Source organism: Pseudomonas paraveronii, from assembly GCF_963681955.1.
In the GTDB taxonomy this organism is placed as follows: Bacteria; Pseudomonadota; Gammaproteobacteria; order Pseudomonadales; family Pseudomonadaceae; genus Aquipseudomonas; species Aquipseudomonas paraveronii.
Map to the genome: position 1 here is coordinate 5,504,275 of NZ_OY817130.1, position 17,827 is coordinate 5,522,101.

Consider the following 17,827-nt stretch of genomic DNA (forward strand, 5'->3'; position numbering starts at 1 on the left):
CGGGCCGCTGAACACGCTGCGGCCCTGACGGACGGACAACCGGGACTACCCGGAGAACGCGCCTGATGAGCGAGCTTTTTTACAACGCCGTGCCGAATGCCACCCGTGTCGCGCCGCCCCTGGCCCCGCCACGTGAATACCCCCACGAAAAACCGCAGAAGGTCTACCTGTTCGGCACCTGCGTGGTGGACCTGTTCTATCCCGAAGCCGGCATGGACGCGATCCACCTGCTGGAACGCGAAGGGATCTGCGTGGACTATCCCCAAGGGCAAAGCTGCTGCGGGCAGCCGGCCTACACGTCGGGTTATACCGACCAGGCCCGACAAGTGGCGCGCGCACAACTGGCGCTGTTCGCAGGCGACTACCCGGTGGTGGTGCCGTCCGGTTCCTGTGCCGGCATGTTACGCGAGCACTACGCCGACCTTTTCAAGGACGAACCCGACACCCTCAAACAAGTGCAGGCCCTCGCGGCCCGTACTTACGAGTTGGCAGAGTTCCTGTTGTTCGTGTGCAAGGTGCAACTCAACGATAGCGGGGCGCCGGTCAAAGTCGCCCTGCACACTTCGTGTTCTGCGCGCAGGGAAATGAACACCCACCTCCACGGCCGCGAATTGCTGGCCCAACTGCGCAATGTCGAACGCGTCGACCATAGCCACGAAAGCGAATGCTGTGGCTTTGGTGGGACGTTCAGCGTGCGCATGCCAGACATTTCCGGCGCAATGGTGGCCGACAAGACCCGAGCCTTGCAGGAATCCGGCGCCCATCAAGTGCTGAGCGCTGATTGCGGTTGCCTGATGAACATCAATGGCGCCCTGGAGAAACAGCAAGCCGCCTTACGCGGCCAACACCTGGCCAGCTTTCTCTGGCAACGCACGGGGGGTGAGCGATGAACGCCGCCACGCTGATTCCGACCGTCGACGTGTCGGAAGACTTCCGCACCCGCGCCCACCAGGCGCTGGGCGACGCGCAACTGCGAAACAACTTTCGCAACGCGATGGATTCCCTGATGAGCAAACGGGCGGCGTCTTTCAGCGACGCCCACGAACGCGAACACCTGCGCGCCCTCGGTAACGCGGTGCGCGCCCGAGCCCTGTCGAAGCTGCCCGACCTGCTCGAACAACTGGAAGCCAACCTGACCCGTAACGGCGTGACCGTGCATTGGGCCGAAACGGTTGAAGAGGCCAATGCGATCGTCTTGTCGATCATCCGCCGGCGCGAAGCCACGCAGGTGATCAAAGGCAAATCCATGGTCAGCGAAGAGATGGAAATGAACCACGTACTCGCCACCCAAGGCATCGAATGCCTTGAGTCGGACATGGGTGAGTTTATTGTTCAACTCGACCACGAGAAGCCATCCCACATCATCATGCCGGCGATCCACAAGAACGCCAGCCAGGTCGCGTCGCTGTTCCACGAAAAACTCGGCGTGGAGTACACCAAGGATGTCGACCAGTTGATTCAGATTGGTCGCCGTGTGCTGCGGGAAAAGTTCTTCGAAGCAGATATCGGCGTCTCCGGCGTCAACTTCGCCGTGGCCGAAACCGGCACGCTGCTGCTGGTGGAAAACGAAGGTAACGGGCGCATGTCGACCACGGTGCCACCGGTGCATATCGCCGTGACCGGCATCGAGAAGGTCGTGGAAAACCTGCGCGACGTAGTGCCGTTGCTGTCGCTACTGACCCGCTCCGCGCTCGGTCAGCCGATCACCACCTACGTCAATATGATCTCCGGCCCGCGCAAGCCCGATGAGCTCGACGGCCCCGAAGAAGTCCACCTGGTGCTGCTGGACAATGGGCGCAGCCAGGCGTTTGCCGACAGCGAATTACGCCAGACGCTCAACTGCATTCGCTGTGGCGCCTGTATGAATCATTGCCCGGTGTATACCCGAATCGGCGGCCATGCCTACGGTGAGGTGTACCCCGGCCCTATCGGAAAAATCATCACGCCACATATGGTCGGCCTGGCGAAAGTGCCAGACCACCCCAGTGCGTCTTCGTTGTGCGGTGCCTGTGGAGAAGTGTGCCCGGTAAAAATTCCGATCCCGGCCTTGCTGCGCCGTCTGCGGGAAGAGAACGTAAAAGCGCCGGATAGCCCACACCCCGTGATGCGCGGCCAAGGCAGCAAGTATTCGCGCCAGGAGCGGTTTATCTGGAACGCCTGGGCCAAGCTCCACAGCTCACCGACGCTATACCGCGTGTTCACATTCGCCGCCACGCGCCTGCGCGCCCTCGTACCGAGCAATGTCGGACCATGGACGCAAAACCATAGCGCGCCTAAACCCGCCGCCCGTTCGCTGCATGACCTGGCACGCGAGCATTTGGCCAAACAGGGAGCGCGTTGATGAGCGCCAAGCAAAATATCCTCGGCAAATTGCGCCACAGCCTGACGGGCACAACACCGGTGCCCGACAACTTCGATGAGACCCTGGTCACGCAGATCTACACCTACCCGCCCGAACAGCGCATCGCACAATTGCGCAAGCTGATGGAAGCGGTGCATACCGAGATCCACCTGACCCGCGGCGCCGAATGGCCGGCCTTGCTCGCGCAACTGCTGCAAAAGCGCGAACTGCCCAGCCTGCTCATCGCCCCGACAACCGAGCATGGACGGCGCATCACCGAACACTGGTCGAACAACCCGCAATTGCCTGGGCTCAAAGCCTACGACCGCCCAGTGGAAGAATGGAAAGCCGAGCTGTTTAATGACACACCGGCCAGCCTGACCACGACCCTCGGCGCCATCGCCGCCACCGGTAGCCTGATTCTGTGGCCCACGCGGGAAGAACCGCGCCTGATGAGCCTGGTGCCACCGGTACATTTTGCACTGCTCAAGGCCAGTGAGATTTACGACAACTTTTATCAGGTCCAGCAGCAATTCGCCTGGGCCCAAGGCATGCCCACCAATGCCCTGCTGGTGTCCGGCCCGTCGAAGACGGCTGACATCGAACAAGTTCTGGCTTATGGCGCCCACGGTCCGAAGGACCTGGTGGTGCTGATCCTGGAGGACCAATGAGTCTGCCTGCCGCTTTCCTTGCTGACGTCGCACAGCTGATCCCGAAAAATCGTTGCTTCGACGACCCACTTTCCACCTTGGCATTTGGCACAGACGCCAGTTTTTACCGACTGATCCCACAGTTGGTGATTCGCGTCGAGTCGGAAGACGAAGTCGTGGCGCTGCTGCAACTGGCCCAGCGCGATCATGTTCCGGTGACCTTCCGCGCAGCGGGCACCAGCTTGTCCGGGCAGGCCATCAGCGATTCGGTGCTGATCGTACTGGGGGACAACTGGAACGGCCGCGAAATTCGCGGGCAAGGCACGCAGATCCGCCTGCAACCCGGCGTGATCGGCGCCCAGGCCAACGCCTGGCTGGCGCCATTCGGGCGCAAGATCGGGCCGGATCCGGCGTCGATCAACGCCTGCAAAATCGGCGGCATCGTCGCCAACAATGCCAGCGGGATGTGCTGCGGTACGGCGCAAAACACCTACCATACCCTCGCCGGCATTCGCCTGGTACTGGCCGACGGCAGCCGCCTGGACACCGAAGATGCCGCCAGCGTCGCGGCATTTCGCCAGCAGCACAGCACGCTGCTTGAACGCCTGGCCACACTCGGTCGAGAGACGCGGGCAAACGCTGAACTGGCCGCAAAAATCCGCCACAAATACCGCCTGAAAAACACCACAGGCCTGTCACTCAACGCCCTGGTGGATTTCGATGAGCCGCTGGATATTCTCAGCCACCTGCTGGTGGGCTCCGAAGGCACCCTGGGCTTTATCAGCGCGGTGACCTACGACACCGTCATCGACCACCCGAACAAAGCCTCGGCGCTGATCGTATTCCCCGATGTCGAGACCTGCTGCAATGCGGTAACCGTCCTGAAAACCCAACCGGTCTCAGCGGTTGAGCTGCTCGACCGACGCAGCATGCGTTCGGTGCAGGACAAGCCCGGCATGCCGGCCTTCGTACAGCATCTATCGGAAAATGCCTGCGCGCTGCTGATCGAATCCCGCGCCGCATCGCCCTCTTTGCTCCACGAGCAACTGGCGCTGATCATGGCGTCGCTGGCGGCGTTTCCGGTGGAAAAACAGGTCGACTTCACCGAAGACCCCGTGGAAAACGCCCGCCTGTGGGCGATCCGCAAAGACACCTTCCCCGCCGTCGGCGCCGTGCGCAAAACCGGCACCACGGTGATCATTGAGGACGTAACCTTCCCGGTCGAACAACTGGCCATCGGCGTTAACCGCTTGATCGAGCTGTTCGACAAACATCACTACGACGAAGCCATCCTTTTCGGACACGCCCTGGAAGGCAATCTGCACTTCGTGTTCACCCAAGGCTTCAACAGCAGCGAAGAAGTCGCACGCTACCAAGCGTTCATGGACGACGTCGCGCAACTGGTGGCGGTGGAGTTTGGCGGCTCACTGAAAGCCGAACATGGCACCGGTCGCAACATGGCGCCGTTCGTCGAGCTGGAATGGGGCAGCGATGCCTACCAACTGATGTGGCAACTCAAGCGCCTGCTCGACCCCAACGGTATTCTCAACCCGGACGTGGTGCTCAGCGAAGACCCGCAGATCCACCTTAAACACCTCAAGCCGCTGCCTGCCGCCGACGAGCTTGTGGATAAGTGCATCGAGTGCGGTTTCTGCGAGCCGGTGTGCCCGTCGAAAGGCCTGACCTTGAGCCCGCGCCAGCGCATCGTGATCTGGCGCGATATCCAGGCGAAGAAACGCGCCGGCATCGACACGACTGAACTGGAAACGGCCTACCACTACCAGGGCATCGACACCTGCGCCGCCACCGGGCTATGTGCCCAGCGCTGCCCTGTGGGAATCAATACCGGCGACCTGGTGAAAAAACTCCGGGCCCGCGACGCCGACCATACGAAAACCGCCGAATGGCTTGCCACCCACTTCGCCACAGCACTGCAAGGCGCGCGCTTTACCCTGCACGTCGCCAACGGTGCACGCATGCTGTTGGGCGCGCCGCGCCTGGCTAAGTTGTCGGCCACAGTGACCAAGCTGTCCAAGGGACAAATCCCACAATGGACCAACGCAATGCCGCAGCCGGAAAAAGCCATTCGCTTCAGCCCGGCGGTGACGGATGAGCGACCACGCGTGGTCTACCTCGCGGCGTGCGTCTCACGCGCCATGGGGCCAGCGGCTGGCGACAAAGAGCAGATGTCGCTGTACGACAAAACCCGTGGCCTGCTGGAAAAAGCCGGCTACCAAGTCGTTATCCCCGACAACCAGGACAACCTGTGCTGCGGCCAGCCCTTTGCCTCCAAGGGCTATGCCGAACAGGCCGAACACAAGCGCCAGGAACTGATCGGCGCCTTGCTCCACGCCAGCCGTGGCGGCCTCGACCCGATCTACTGCGACACCAGCCCCTGCACCCTGCGCCTGGTGCAAGACCTGGGCGAAACACGTCTGGACCTCTACGACCCGGTTCGGTTTATCCGCACACACCTGATGGACCGCCTCGACTTCACGCCGCAGGAAGCACCGATCGCCGTACACGTCACCTGCAGCACCCAGCACCTTGGGGAAAGCCAGGCATTGATCGACCTGGCCCGCCGCTGCTCCAAAAACGTGGTGATTCCGGAAGGCATTCATTGCTGCGGCTTTGCCGGCGACAAAGGCTTTACCACACCGGAGCTCAACGCCCACTCCCTGCGCTCGCTCAAGGACGCCGTGCAATATTGCAGCGAAGGCATCTCCACCAGCCGCACCTGCGAGATCGGCCTGAGCCAGCATGGCGGCATCGATTACCACGGGTTGGTGTACCTCGTGGACCGCGTGACCCAGCCGAGGGCACATTAAACCCGCAAAAAACAGAACCCCTGCGCACCGGCGCAGTCATCTGCATAGGCCTCGGCGATCGAGGCTCATCAGTGATGTCGCTGGCAGCACGTGAACGCCAGCAGCGTCGAGCCCTTTTTCGCAAGGAGATACCCCTATGAAGCGTTCCGCTCTTGCTGGCTTGTTCATTACCGCTGCGATGCTGGCCTCACCGGTGTTTGCAGCCGGAAAAACCGACCAGCTGTGTCAGATTAATCTCGACAAAATCAACAATGGCAAAGCGCTGCTCGCCACCGACACCAGTGGCAAACGCGGCGAAATCGATACTGCCGTGTCTCAAGCCCAGGCCGCCCACGCGGCAGGCGATGACAAGAAGTGCATAGAGATCACGTCCAAGGCCCTGCAAGACCTACAGAACGCTGACAAAGGCGGCAATCAGTAACGCCCGACGCTCAAGGCCAACCTTCGGGTTGGCCTTCTGTGACCGTTTGACGTACACTGCATAGGCTTGTCACTCACTAAGAAACAACGAGTTACAAGCACGGGGCCGTTTAGGATTCGACGCCGGTCGCGAAACTTTAGGTGCATGCCGAGTTGGTAACAGAACTCGTAAATCCACTGTTGCAACTTTCTATAGTTGCCAATGACGAAACCTACGGGGAATACGCTCTCGCTGCGTAAGCAGCCTTAGCCCTTCCCTCCTGGTACCTTCGGGTCCAGCAATCATCAGGGGATGTCTGTAAACCCAAAATGATTGTCATATAGAACAGAATCGCCGTGCAGTACGTTGTGGACGAAGCGGCTAAAACTTACACAACTCGCCCAAAGCACCCTGCCCGTCGGGTCGCTGAGGGTTAACTTAATAGACACGGCTACGCATGTAGTACCGACAGCGGAGTACTGGCGGACGGGGGTTCAAATCCCCCCGGCTCCACCACTTCATCATCTAAAGACGTCCACGGACGTCTTTTTTTGTGCCTGAAATCCAGCAAAATCAAGGCTTTAGGGTCTATTAGCGTCCATGGACGTCCGGCACAATCCACGACATCGGGTATTCCAGATGGTATTCCAAGCCCTTCAGGGGTAATTTTTGGAATACCAATTGATGTCATGGAACACCTCATGTGCGCCCAAGCCACCCGCCTCTCTGACCGCCAGCTCAAAGCGGTAAAGCCGAAAGACAAAGACTATGTCCTCAGCGATGGAGACGGCTTACAGCTGCGCGTGAGGGTCAATGGCTCTACGCTCTGGAACTTCAACTACCGGCAGCCGATCACCAAAAACCGCATTAACATGGGACTCGGCACCTACCCAGAACTCTCACTCGCGCAAGCCAGGAAAAAAACGGTCGAAGCCAGAGAGCTTCTCGCCCAAGGCATCGACCCGAAAGAACAACGTAGCGAGCTGGAGCAGACAAAAAGGCAGGCAACCGAGCACACGTTCGAGAACGTGGCGTCTGCCTGGTTTGAACTGAAAAAGGATTCTGTGACCACAGCTTATGCCGAGGACATCTGGCGCTCGCTCACGCTGCATGCATGTTTTTCCATCTTTGGGAACAACACCTATCTCACAGATCAATGCCCCAAGGGTCATAGAGCTGCTGCGCCCTTTGGAAACTAAAGGCAGCCTGGAGACAGTGAAGCGACTGACCCAACGACTCAACGAGATCATGACCTACGGTGTGAACTCGGGAATGATCTTTGCCAATCCGCTCAGCGGCATTCGGACCGTTTTCAAGAAGCCGAAAAAGCAGAACATGGCAGCCCTCCGCCCGGAAGAGCTGCCAGAGTTAATGGTCGCCATCGCCAATGCGAGCATAAAGAGAACAACCCGCTGCCTGATCGAATGGCAACTTCATACCATGACCCGTCCTGCGGAAGCCGCCACGACTTCCTGGGCTGACATTGATCTCGACAAGAAAACCTGGACAATTCCAGCAGAGCGTATGAAAAAGCGTCGTGCTCACGTCATACCACTGACTGAACACGCACTTGCTTTGCTTGAAACAATAAAACCCTACAGCGGCCATCGGGAGTTTGTGTTCCCAGCAGATAGAGATCCACGAACTCACTGCAACAGCCAGACAGCAAATATGGCCTTGAAACGTATGGGTTTTGAAGGGCGCTTGGTGAGCCATGGCATGCGTTCCATGGCTAGTACGATCCTGAACGAAAAAAGGATGGGAACCAGAGCTGATCGAGGTCGCACTTGCGCACGTAGACAAAGACGAGGTACGCAGCGCATACAACCGAGCGGACTACATTGAGCGCAGACGCCCTATGATGACCTGGTGGAGCGAACACATTCAAAAAGCTGCCACAGGAAGCTTGTCAGTTTCAGCCATCCAGGGGGGTTCTCAAATAGGTAGAAACCCTCTGCGAGGCTTGGCTCTAACAAGCTAAACCTACGCGCGTTAACGCACAATGCGGATATGCGAGTTGCCGACCCGTTCCGCATACCCCCCAAGCAAAATTGGCCCAACATAAGAAGCGATCGACACCGGGGTGATATTCGCCTGAAGCCAAGCACCAATACTGTCAGCATCGGCGTTTGTCCGAGATGCACCAATAGGCACCACACGGTTAAGGAAGGTCTTTCTCAGTGCCGCATACTGCTCGGCACTGACATACATCTTTCTATTTTTGCCATAGGTGATAGTAGTACCGGTCAGTACTGTGCCCTGGTAGTCGAAATTGCTACGCATTCCCCAAGTCTTCATAGAGCCCCCATATCTAGCGTTCCAAGCACTTTAATTGTGCTACTCGATGTTGCCTGCAGGTTGAGTCGTCAGCCTGCAAGGACCATTTTTTTGTACACCGCATGACGGGAAGCCGTGGTGCGGATGAACTCCAATCCGAAATCCGCTGCATCACGTTTTACCTGCTTACCAAAAGTCACCCGGCTGGAGCGATCAAGGGTTTGCCAGACCTCTTGGCCGATGATCTGAGGTATCTCGAACTCCATGTCCTCGGGCAATTTCAGGACGTTTTCTTTTAGGACGGCGGCGGCGCGATCTGCAGGGGTATCCGTACTTTTCACGTGCGCTTGCAACAAAGCTAGAATCGTTGCCGATACGTCGGGCTGCTTTTGTGCCCAGGCAGCGAGCTCGGGGGTAAGCATGAGTGAGATAACCATAGAAGCTCCCTTGTGCGCGCATTTAAAAATGCAATGATCAATCTCAAATACAATTGCATTTAAAAATGCAACATGCAACTCAAATATGCAATTTATTCGAGTGACGTAATTCCCTATTCGCCCACTCACGCAGCTGGCGAGTGAAAATCAGGGAGCTGCTCCTGCATCGTTGACAACCGATTTAGCTATGCAAGACTGGGACATCCGATCACTTATCTCCGCTCTTTCGTAAGCGATCTATCACCTACACATTCAAAGCCTCCAGTTGAAATCTGATGCGGTGCTCCCGATCCTTTCTGGAGCCAGTCCGTCATGATGCGTCCCGACGCCAAAGTCTCATTAGTGTATCTCTACCCCCAAACCCGTGGACTTCCGAAAATCCATCGATGGCCTCGCCGCTCTGGTCGAGCTGGACATCAAAGTGGCGGTGTTCGACCCCGTGCTTTTCGTCTTCCTCAACAAGCCACGCAACCGAGTGAAGATATTGTATTGGGAGCGCAACGGCTTCTGCCTTTGGCTCAAGCGCCTCGAATCCGAACGCTTTAAAACATCGCCCGATGTCAGCGACGAGGCGATCATCCTGACGGTTCAGGAACTCAACTGGTTACTCGATGGTTTTGACCTTTGGCGCAACCGCCCTCATCAGGTTTTGACCCCACGCTACGTGGCCTGACCCGGTATAATCCGGGCCATGATTTCCCTGCCCAACGACCTTCCTGATGATCCTGTTTTGCTCAAGTAACTGCTGCTTGAGGCGCTCAGCCGTCAGGAAGAAGCTGCCCAGGCTTATCAAACTCACATCGTCGACTTGAAAGAACAAATCAAGTTGCTGCGCGACCGTTTGTTCGGGCGTAAATCCGAACAAACGGTCGAGCCCAACACGCCGCAACTGGCGCTGTTCAACGAGCCCGAAAGCGAGCCGATGCCGCTCGTTGATGACGCTGACGAAGAAGCCGTTGCGCCGACACCCCGCCGTGGCAAACGCAAGCCATTGTCGGCCGATCTGCCACGTATCGAAGTTATCCACGAACTACCCGAACACGAACTGACCTGTGCCTGCGGTTGCCTCAAACACGTCATCGGCGAAGAAACCAGCGAACAGCTGGATATCGTGCCGATGCAGATCCGGGTGATCAAACATATCCGCGAGGTTTACGGCTGCCGTGGCTGCGAAACAGCCCCGGTCACCGCCGACAAACCGGCTCAGTTGATCGAAAAGAGCATGGCCAGCCCCAGCGTATTGGCGATGCTGTTGACCACCAAGTAGGTTGATGGCTTGCCGTTGAGCCGACACGGCATCGAGATTGCGCGCCAGACTCTGGCACGCTGGGTGATCCAGTGCAGCGAACACTTCCAGCCACTTCTGAATTTGATGCGCGACCGCTTGCTGGAAAGCCCGGTGATCCACTGCGATGAAACCCGCGTCCAAGTGTTGAAGGAGCCGGATCGCGACCCGACCAGTCAATCCCGGATGTGGGTGCAGGCCAGCGGCCCCCCGGACAAGAAAGTCGTGCTGTTCGACTACACCTCCAGTCGCGCGCAGGACGTGCCGTTGCGCTTGCTGGACAGTTATCGCGGCTATGTGATGACCGATGATTACGCCGGCTATAACGCCTTGGCGTTGCAGTCGGGCGTGGAGCGACTGGCGTGCATGGCCCATGCACGACGCAAGTTCGTGGATGCGCAAAAAGTGCAGCCCAAGGGTAAAACCGGGCGGGCAGATATCGCGCTGACGATGATCAACAAACTGTACGGCATCGAGCGAGAATCCAAAGACGCCAGCGATGAACAACGGTTTATCGTTCGTCAGGAAAAGAGCTTGCCGATCCTGGTCCAACTGAAAAGCTGGCTGGATAAGAGCCAACCGCAAGTCACGGCGCAAAGTGCACTGGGCAAGGCTGTGCATTATCTGGCGAACAACTGGAGCCGGCCGGAGCGCTACGTTGAAGCAGGTTTTTTACCCATCGACAACAATGCGGCAGAAAGCGCAATCAAGCCGTTTGTAATAGGACGCAAGGCGTGGCTGTTCAGCGATACGCCCAAGGGTGCCACCGCCAGCGCCCAGATCTACAGCTTGGTCGAGACCGCCAAGCTCAACGGCCAGGAGCCCTATACGTGGCTGCGCCATGTACTGGAGCGGTTGCCACATGCCTCGTCGGTCGAAGACTACGAAGCCTTGCTGCCGTGGAACTGCTCACCGGAGATGCCACAGTAAACCGTTGACCCACCTTGGGATAGGTGGGGTTTATGGAGCGCATATACTGCGTTCGCCGGCAGTGGCTAGCCCGGCCAGGTAGGGGAGTAGCACCTGCGGGATACATGTGCCCATGCAGAGCAGGAAGCTGACGCCTGCCAGGAATGAAAGCTGGGTGGCCTGGCTTGCCAGCAATAACAGGATGGAGGTCCACACCAGCAGTACGCGACAGAGTCGCAAGGGCGCCACTCTGTCGCCCAACGGGACGATCAGCAACATCCCCAAGGCATAGCCCATCTGCGATGCAGTGGCGATCCAGCTGGTTTGCCCGGCATCGGCGTGCAGGGCTTCGGCGAAGACCGGCAGCAGTGCCTGGTTGAAGTAGACATTGGCCACCGACAAGCCGCACAGTAAGGCAATGCCCGCCAGAATCAGCGGCGTAAAGTGTGTGTTAGGCGACATCAAGCATGGCTCCAAAGCGGCTTTCAGGTATCCGATGAGAGACGGGCGACATCAGGCGTGGATTCGGCACCGACGCAGACTTCGCTTTGGCGTCCCAGGAATAGAAAGACCACGGCGGCAGTGAACAGCGTGAACATCGCCAGCAGTTGCAATAAGGTGTTGAACCCGGCGGTATAGGCCGAGCGCAGTATCGTCAGCGGGATTTGGCTGGCGTCGGTGCTCGCGTGCTGGATATCACCCATCACCAGGCGTTGCGCGATAGTTGAATAGTCAACGGCGGACAGTTTGACCGAGGTACTGATGCTCAGATGGTGTGCGACCAGAGCCGTCAGCACCGCAACAGTGATCGCCAGGGCGACACCCTCGCTGGCCACCCGCGTCGTGTTGAAAATACCAGCGGCCATCCCCGCCCGTTCCTTGGGGATCACGCTGATCGACAAACCATCCATCAAACCCCAGGGCAGGCCTGTACCGATACCGGTCAGCAGCATGGCCGCGATGATCTGCGCGTGCGTGCCGACCGGGATCGTACTCAGCCAGTAGAGCCCGGCAGCTGCGATCACGAAACCGATTGCGCAGAGTACGCCCGCCGACAACCAGCGAGTTAGCGACGCGGCAATGATCGGGACAATCAGCATAGGGGCAGAGAGTGCCAACATCATCAGCCCCGCTTCAAAAGCACTGGCCCCTTCCACGCCGATAAACCGAAACGGCAGCAATACGATCAAGACGATGTAGCAATAGCAGGTGCCGATCGGCAGGATCTGTACACCGACAAAGCGCGGAAACAGAAATAGACCCAGTTCCAGCATCGGATGTTTCGCCCGATTTTCAACAATGATAAACAGCAGCAAAAAGACCGCCGACGCGCCAAGCAGCGCATGGATGACCGGCGAGCCCCAGCCCTGCTCAGGTGCCAGGATCACCGCCGTGGTAAACATGATCAGCAGGCCGGAAAACGTCAGCACGCCGGGCGTATCCAGACGCTGTGCTTGCGGGTCGCGGCTTTCGCGCATTTTCGGCAGGGCAAATATCAAGGAAAGGATGGCGAGCAGGGCCGTGAAAAGGAAAATTGCGCGCCAGCCCAAGTACTCGATCAGCAACCCCGATAACAACGGACCGAAGGCCAGGCCAACTCCGAAAGTGGTGCCCAGGAGGCTGAAAGCACGAGTTCTGGCATGCCCATCAAATTCCTGCGCCAGTGCCGCCGAACCGCTGGCCAGGGCTGCCGCCGCGGCGATGCCTTGCACGCCACGCAACAGGTCCAGCCAGAAAATATCGGGGACCGCCGCCAACAGGATCGACACCATTGCAAACAACGCCATGCCGCACATGAACAGTCGCTTGCGTCCGTAGAGGTCTGCGAGGGTGCCGGCGGCCATCAGCAGGCTGCCGAAGCTAAGCATGAAGGCATTAGTGATCCAGGCCAGTTCCGTGGGATGGGCATCAAAGGTTTGACCAATGAACGGCGTGGCCACTGCCCCGCCGGTAAAGCTCATGGGCAATACCAAGGCGGCGAGGCAAATTGCAGCCAATATGGAGTGCCGGCCATGGGCCGGCAGCGGTTCGGTAGCTGAGTTCATTAGGTGATTCCCTGCATATCTATGAAGTATCCGTGCTGTCCAGGCCGAGGCGCGCGATCGTTCGTACACTCTAGTTAGGATACAATCGAAGATAAACGGGCTTTTATTCCACTTATAGTGAACCAAAAGGATGTAATCGAGTTGTGGACAGTCTTAGTGGGGTGATCTCATTCGTAAAAACCGCCGAGGCGCTCAGTTTCATAAGCGCCGCCAGGGCGCTGGGGATTTCTGCCTCGGCCGTGGGCAAAAACGTCGCCAAACTTGAGGCTTCGCTGAATGTACGGTTATTGCACCGCAGCACCCGCAAAGTCAGCCTGACTGCGGAGGGACAGTTGTTCTATGAACGCTGCCGCAAGATCCTCGACGATCTTCAAGATGCCCGGGCGATGCTTTCCCATGCAACACAGGAACCCCGTGGAAAGTTACGCGTCAGCTTGCCCACTATCGGTTATCGCTTTCTCTTGCCCCATATGGCGCGATTCCGCAAAACCTATCCGGAGATTGAGCTGGAACTGGATTTCAACGACCAGTTGGTGGATGTGATCGATGAAGGCTTTGACGTAGTGATTCGCAGCGGTGGGCAGGCCGACTCCAAGCTGATGGCCCGAAAGTTGGGGCCTTTTAAGTTTGTCCTGTGCGCATCGCCTGACTATCTGCGGCGTAAGGGACGGCCCGTCACTATCAGTGACCTCGAGCATCACGAGTGCTTGCGTTACCGATTTGTCACAACGGGTAAAATAATGGACTGGAGTATGTCTTCGGCGCCCCAGTTCACGCAGTTGCGCCTGCCAACCGCTCTGACATTGAACAATATGGAAGCCATGCTGATGGCCGTGGTGGATGGGCACGGTGTCGCATTTGTCCCGGACTTCCTGGCGCGCGAAGCTATCGCCCAGGGGCGCCTGGAAACGGTGCTCGACGGTCACAGCGAAGATCAAGGGCAGTTCTGGGCATTGTGGCCGTCCAGTCGCCATCTTTCACCGAAAATCCGGGTATTCGTGGACTTTGCCGCCGAGCATCTATTTGCCATTCCTTCCGTAGACAGCCCAGATGCAACGCGCTCATGAAGCACTGTCGCGACCGCGCCGTCCTTATAGGTTGCGGCGGCTGTGCCGGTAATCGCTGACCGTCCGCTGTGGCCAGTTCACTGCCAATCATAGTTACGAAGCGTGCTGGTCAGATCGAATGCAAACGGGGGGTCAGGTGGAGCGCAGTATTCCAATTGGTAGTCCAACGAAAAATTAAAATCACTATTAATGTTATTAATCAACAATTTACTTAGCCAATTCAGATTACCCACCACAGATCGCCATGTGGCTGGACGGGCGTTCCCCACAGACGTACCGGGACGCGATCGTGGGCGGCAACGTGTGGCTGGCGCAAAACGATGGGGTCCTAGGGTTTGTCGAGGTTGACGGGCATGAAGTCAGCAAACTGTTCATACGCGGCAGCGGAGCGCGCCAGGGCATCGGCAGGCTGCTGTTGGAGACGGCCTTGCAAAAGATCCGTGAGACTGGCCATTCCAGGGCCTACCTGGAGGCGACCTTGACCGCAGAAAAGTTCTACCAGCACCACGGTTTTCGCAAGATTGGCGAAGGCACATTCTCCCGAGGCAACAGCCCGGTCTCCATCGAGATCATCAAGATGGAACGGGCCCTCTAGGCCAATGCATCACCAGTTCACAATCATCGGCAACACGGGATGGAAATCGTGGGTCTGGCCGCTGGCGCCATGATCGATTTCCAGTAAGAGCAGATGTTCATCACCCTGAACAATTTCAAATCCTTTCAGTTGGTTTGCGCAGTTGGCAGGGGGCGAAAACGCGTGGTGGTCGGGCGTGATAACGCGCAACGATGTGATCTCGCGAAAGCCGTTGGGATGTTCAAACGGCTGCGCTCGCTCAACAGGCGCCTCATCTGGTCTCTTGGCAAACGCAAGAAAAAACCACATCGGTTCGGATATTGGCGCATGCCCCACGTCGACTTTCAGCGCGGCGGGTAAGTAAGCAGGTCGATACGCCCAGACCGGAAATAGTGGTTTCTCGTCTACGCTGGAGGGTCTGAAGCAAACTCCAAAGGGCGAGGCGACGCCATCCGTACACGTGAGGCGGTCAAAGAGTTGGGTTGGCGCGGTTAGCTGACTTTGAGCGTCTGACTCATCGGTGAGATGTAAAAGCTCAATGAACGAATTTCGGAAAAAGAACCTTCTGTTGGCCGTGCCTTGGCCGGGGTGGACGTTTGGCGTTCCTTCAGCCAGCCCGAGGTTTTTCAGAGCATCGGCGCCTCGACCGTCACCATTCACACAAATAAAGATGTGATCTACTTCCATCGTTAATTCCCTTTAATCCCGTGATTTGATTGCGCATTTATTCGGCAACAAGCCAACAACCTCACTCGCCCACCGCATCGGTAGACGTGAGAGTACGTCTTTCAGATCAGGCCTGCGGATCGTGCGGACATCGATGCCTGACGCCGTACAAGGCTGGCAGGTCGTCTTGCTCGCCCAGCCTATCCTAGTCAGCGAGATGCCCGTATCCGGCTGCACGGGTGAAGTCGGCCAAATGCCAGATCTCGCCGTTCGCCCCCCACGTTCCATCAACAACCTCCTCGATCTGTATCGAGCTCAGCAACCGGCGCTGATCCCCCGCGGCCAGGCTCGATTGTATGGCGCCATGCAGTTCACTCACGTAGCGCTGGCGCATCGGTGCATCAAGCACGCCGGCAGGCACCTTGACGATGACCATGCACGGGACAACCTGGGCATGAGGAGCAACGCCTCCGCACAGCCATTGATCGGCCTGCACTTCCTCGATCAACACCCAGCACAACATACGTTGCTGAGGGGCATCGCCCATGTGTTCATTAATCATTGCCACGTCGCTCACGCTGCGAAGCAACTGGTGGCGTTGTGGCAGGTTGAAAGCGCCGGTAGGCACCTTGATCAGGATGTTTGGCATAGCGAAACCTCGCGGTTGACTGGAGGCGCCATTGGGCCAGTTATCCCGTCTCTCGATAAGTGACCGATTCGTCTTCTTTCGGGCATAATCGGACAATGTACGATTTCACTGTCCTCGTCTTTCCCGGGTCGTTCGCCTCAAGCGTCGCAGCCACCCTGGACATCCTCGGCACCGCCGCCACACTGGCGCAGCGGCGCGGCCTTGCCGTGCCACGCTGGCGCGTTTGTGGGCCGCAACCAGGGCTGATTACGCTGGGCCACGGCATGCTGTTGCAGGTTGACGCGCTGACCACAGACGTCGAGGACAACTCCTGCTGGGTCATTCCGGGCCTTGGCATCAGCGACTTCGACGCGCTGTTGCAGCGTCTTGAGGAAGACTCGGTCCTTCAGACACTGCCAGCGCTGAAGGCACATGTGAATCAAGGCAAAGAGATTGCAGCTTCGTGCTCGGCGGTGTTTCTCCTGCATGCCGCAGGGCTACTCACCGGGCGACGGGTGACGACTTCCTGGTGGCTCGCCCCCTGCCTGTCGCGCATGGCGCCTGACTGCATTGTCGACCCCAACGTCATGGTGCTCCGCGATCCGCCCCTGACGACCGCCGGCGCAGCCTTCGCGCAAACTGACCTGATGCTGCACCTGCTGCGCAGACGTCTGTCGCCGGAGCTCGCCGACGCGTTGGGCAAGGCCCTTCTACTCGATGGCCGACAGTTGCAATCCCCCTTCATCAACCCGGCAATCATGGCTCAGGGCAATACGCTGGTCGCCAACCTCTCCGCCTATATAGAAGCGCAACTGCCCCATCCGCCCAGTGTGCCAAGCCTTGCAGCGCACGTCGGCATGTCTGAGCGAACGCTGTCCCGGCACCTTCAAAAAGCGACCGGTCTTTCAACGCGGAATCTGATCCAACGTGTGCAATTGAACCGAGCCCGCGTGCTGCTGGAAACCAGCAGGCACTCCGTTGAATCTATCGCCGCACAGGTGGGATACCAAGATGCCACGGCCCTGCGGCGACTCATGCGCCGCCTGTTGAACGCCTCGCCAAAACAACTGCGCCAATAATCTCGCGTAATGGCGATGGCTATACCGCAATGGTGCATGACGCTCAGCTCGTGCCAAACTTCACCGATTCACGAATCACAAACGGAATTGAAATGGTGCGTCTGCTTGCTGTTTCGGGAAGCCTGCGTCAGGCCTCCTCCAACTCGATTTTGCTACGCGCAGCTGAGCTGCTATGCCCCGAAGGGGTCCAGGTCGCACATTACGAAGGCATCGGTGACTTGCCTCACTTCAACCCGGATCTGCTCGAAGATCCCCCCGAGGTGGTCATAGCGTTACGCGCCATTATCGGGCAGGCGGATGGGCTGTTGATTTCGTGCCCCGAGTACGCCCGAGGTATTCCCGGCGCATTCAAAAACATGCTCGATTGGCTCGTGAGCAGTGAAGAGTTTCCGGGCAAGCCTGTCGCGCTGTTCAACGCATCGCCCAGAGCCAGTCATGCGCAAGCCGCATTGCGGCTGGTCCTGGAGACGATGTCGGCGAGCATCATCGAGGACGCGTCAATGACGGTGAACCTCCTGTCCAGCCAGTCGAGTGCTGAGGGCATTGCCGCCGACCCGGTGATAGGCCCACAGATGAGTACTGCGCTCGGCGCGTTTAAACGGCGTCTCGAAACTCAAGAGCTTTGACATGGTTTGTCGAGT

16 protein-coding genes, 1 other RNA gene and 2 pseudogenes are annotated in these 17,827 nt (G+C 58.2%); 13 read left to right on the forward strand and 6 right to left on the reverse strand.

Annotated features, from left to right (window positions below):
• Window positions 1–65 precede the first annotated feature (65 nt).
• From U5A08_RS25425 to U5A08_RS25455, 7 genes and pseudogenes are all read left to right on the forward strand, one after another.
• Window positions 66–890: a (Fe-S)-binding protein gene (locus U5A08_RS25425; RefSeq protein ID WP_247395666.1), complete on the forward strand. Its 825-nt coding sequence runs from the start codon at window positions 66–68 to the stop codon at window positions 888–890.
• Complete coding sequence (locus tag U5A08_RS25430; RefSeq protein ID WP_321849060.1) at window positions 887–2,341, forward strand: LutB/LldF family L-lactate oxidation iron-sulfur protein; 1,455 nt, start codon at window positions 887–889, stop codon at window positions 2,339–2,341. The genes U5A08_RS25425 and U5A08_RS25430 overlap by 4 nt, the downstream gene beginning before the upstream one ends.
• Entirely contained in the window at window positions 2,341–3,012 is a 672-nt protein-coding gene (locus U5A08_RS25435; protein ID WP_253399196.1) for a LutC/YkgG family protein, read from the forward strand. Before U5A08_RS25430 ends, U5A08_RS25435 begins: the two co-directional genes overlap by 1 nt.
• A complete protein-coding gene (locus tag U5A08_RS25440; RefSeq protein WP_321849061.1) occupies window positions 3,009–5,819 on the forward strand; it encodes an FAD-binding and (Fe-S)-binding domain-containing protein in 2,811 nt (936 codons plus the stop codon). Before U5A08_RS25435 ends, U5A08_RS25440 begins: the two co-directional genes overlap by 4 nt.
• A 136-nt stretch (window positions 5,820–5,955) precedes the next feature.
• Window positions 5,956–6,240 (forward strand): PA2433 domain-containing protein, encoded by a 285-nt coding sequence (locus U5A08_RS25445; protein WP_253399200.1) that lies wholly within the window; start codon window positions 5,956–5,958, stop codon window positions 6,238–6,240.
• 101 nt (window positions 6,241–6,341) lie between these two features.
• Window positions 6,342–6,735: a transfer-messenger RNA gene (ssrA, locus tag U5A08_RS25450) on the forward strand.
• A 185-nt stretch (window positions 6,736–6,920) separates the two neighbouring features.
• Window positions 6,921–8,200 (forward strand): annotated as a pseudogene (locus U5A08_RS25455) (integrase domain-containing protein).
• Window positions 8,201–8,211: 11 nt separating this feature from the next.
• Here the strand turns inward: U5A08_RS25455 and U5A08_RS25460 are convergent.
• A complete protein-coding gene (locus U5A08_RS25460) occupies window positions 8,212–8,502 on the reverse strand; it encodes a hypothetical protein (RefSeq protein WP_232590829.1) in 291 nt (96 codons plus the stop codon).
• An 83-nt stretch (window positions 8,503–8,585) separates the two neighbouring features.
• Entirely contained in the window at window positions 8,586–8,933 is a 348-nt protein-coding gene (locus U5A08_RS25465) for a DUF1413 domain-containing protein (RefSeq protein WP_232590830.1), read from the reverse strand.
• A gap of 364 nt (window positions 8,934–9,297) precedes the next feature.
• Here U5A08_RS25465 and tnpB point away from each other — a divergent pair, with 364 nt between their 5' ends.
• Both tnpB and tnpC read left to right on the forward strand, forming a co-directional pair.
• Window positions 9,298–9,606, forward strand: a complete 309-nt coding sequence (gene tnpB / locus U5A08_RS25470) for an IS66 family insertion sequence element accessory protein TnpB (protein ID WP_321849063.1) — start codon at window positions 9,298–9,300, stop codon at window positions 9,604–9,606.
• A gap of 69 nt (window positions 9,607–9,675) precedes the next feature.
• Window positions 9,676–11,148, forward strand: a pseudogene (gene tnpC / locus U5A08_RS25475) (IS66 family transposase).
• A gap of 30 nt (window positions 11,149–11,178) precedes the next feature.
• On the opposite strand, the gene U5A08_RS25480 reads toward tnpC, so the two are convergent.
• Window positions 11,179–11,589 (reverse strand): MFS transporter, encoded by a 411-nt coding sequence (locus tag U5A08_RS25480; protein ID WP_253399212.1) that lies wholly within the window; start codon window positions 11,587–11,589, stop codon window positions 11,179–11,181.
• Window positions 11,590–11,612: 23 nt separating this feature from the next.
• Window positions 11,613–13,172: an MFS transporter gene (locus U5A08_RS25485; protein WP_253400443.1), complete on the reverse strand. Its 1,560-nt coding sequence runs from the start codon at window positions 13,170–13,172 to the stop codon at window positions 11,613–11,615.
• A gap of 143 nt (window positions 13,173–13,315) precedes the next feature.
• Here U5A08_RS25485 and U5A08_RS25490 point away from each other — a divergent pair, with 143 nt between their 5' ends.
• Both U5A08_RS25490 and U5A08_RS25495 read left to right on the forward strand, forming a co-directional pair.
• Window positions 13,316–14,239 (forward strand): LysR family transcriptional regulator, encoded by a 924-nt coding sequence (locus tag U5A08_RS25490; RefSeq protein ID WP_253399214.1) that lies wholly within the window; start codon window positions 13,316–13,318, stop codon window positions 14,237–14,239.
• Window positions 14,240–14,483: 244 nt separating this feature from the next.
• Entirely contained in the window at window positions 14,484–14,834 is a 351-nt protein-coding gene (locus U5A08_RS25495; protein WP_321849064.1) for a GNAT family N-acetyltransferase, read from the forward strand.
• Between the two features lie 9 nt (window positions 14,835–14,843).
• On the opposite strand, the gene U5A08_RS25500 is transcribed toward U5A08_RS25495, so the two are convergent.
• On the reverse strand, window positions 14,844–15,500 hold the full coding sequence (locus tag U5A08_RS25500) for a VOC family protein (protein ID WP_321849065.1): 657 nt from the start codon (window positions 15,498–15,500) through the stop codon (window positions 14,844–14,846).
• 184 nt (window positions 15,501–15,684) lie between these two features.
• Window positions 15,685–16,128, reverse strand: coding sequence for a tautomerase family protein (locus U5A08_RS25505; RefSeq protein WP_253399219.1), 444 nt, complete (start codon window positions 16,126–16,128; stop codon window positions 15,685–15,687).
• A 95-nt stretch (window positions 16,129–16,223) separates the two neighbouring features.
• Between U5A08_RS25505 and U5A08_RS25510 the strand changes: the two genes are divergently transcribed.
• Window positions 16,224–17,186 (forward strand): GlxA family transcriptional regulator, encoded by a 963-nt coding sequence (locus U5A08_RS25510; protein WP_321849067.1) that lies wholly within the window; start codon window positions 16,224–16,226, stop codon window positions 17,184–17,186.
• A 29-nt stretch (window positions 17,187–17,215) separates the two neighbouring features.
• Window positions 17,216–17,812, forward strand: coding sequence for an NADPH-dependent FMN reductase (locus tag U5A08_RS25515; RefSeq protein WP_321849069.1), 597 nt, complete (start codon window positions 17,216–17,218; stop codon window positions 17,810–17,812).
• Window positions 17,813–17,827: the final 15 nt, after the last annotated feature.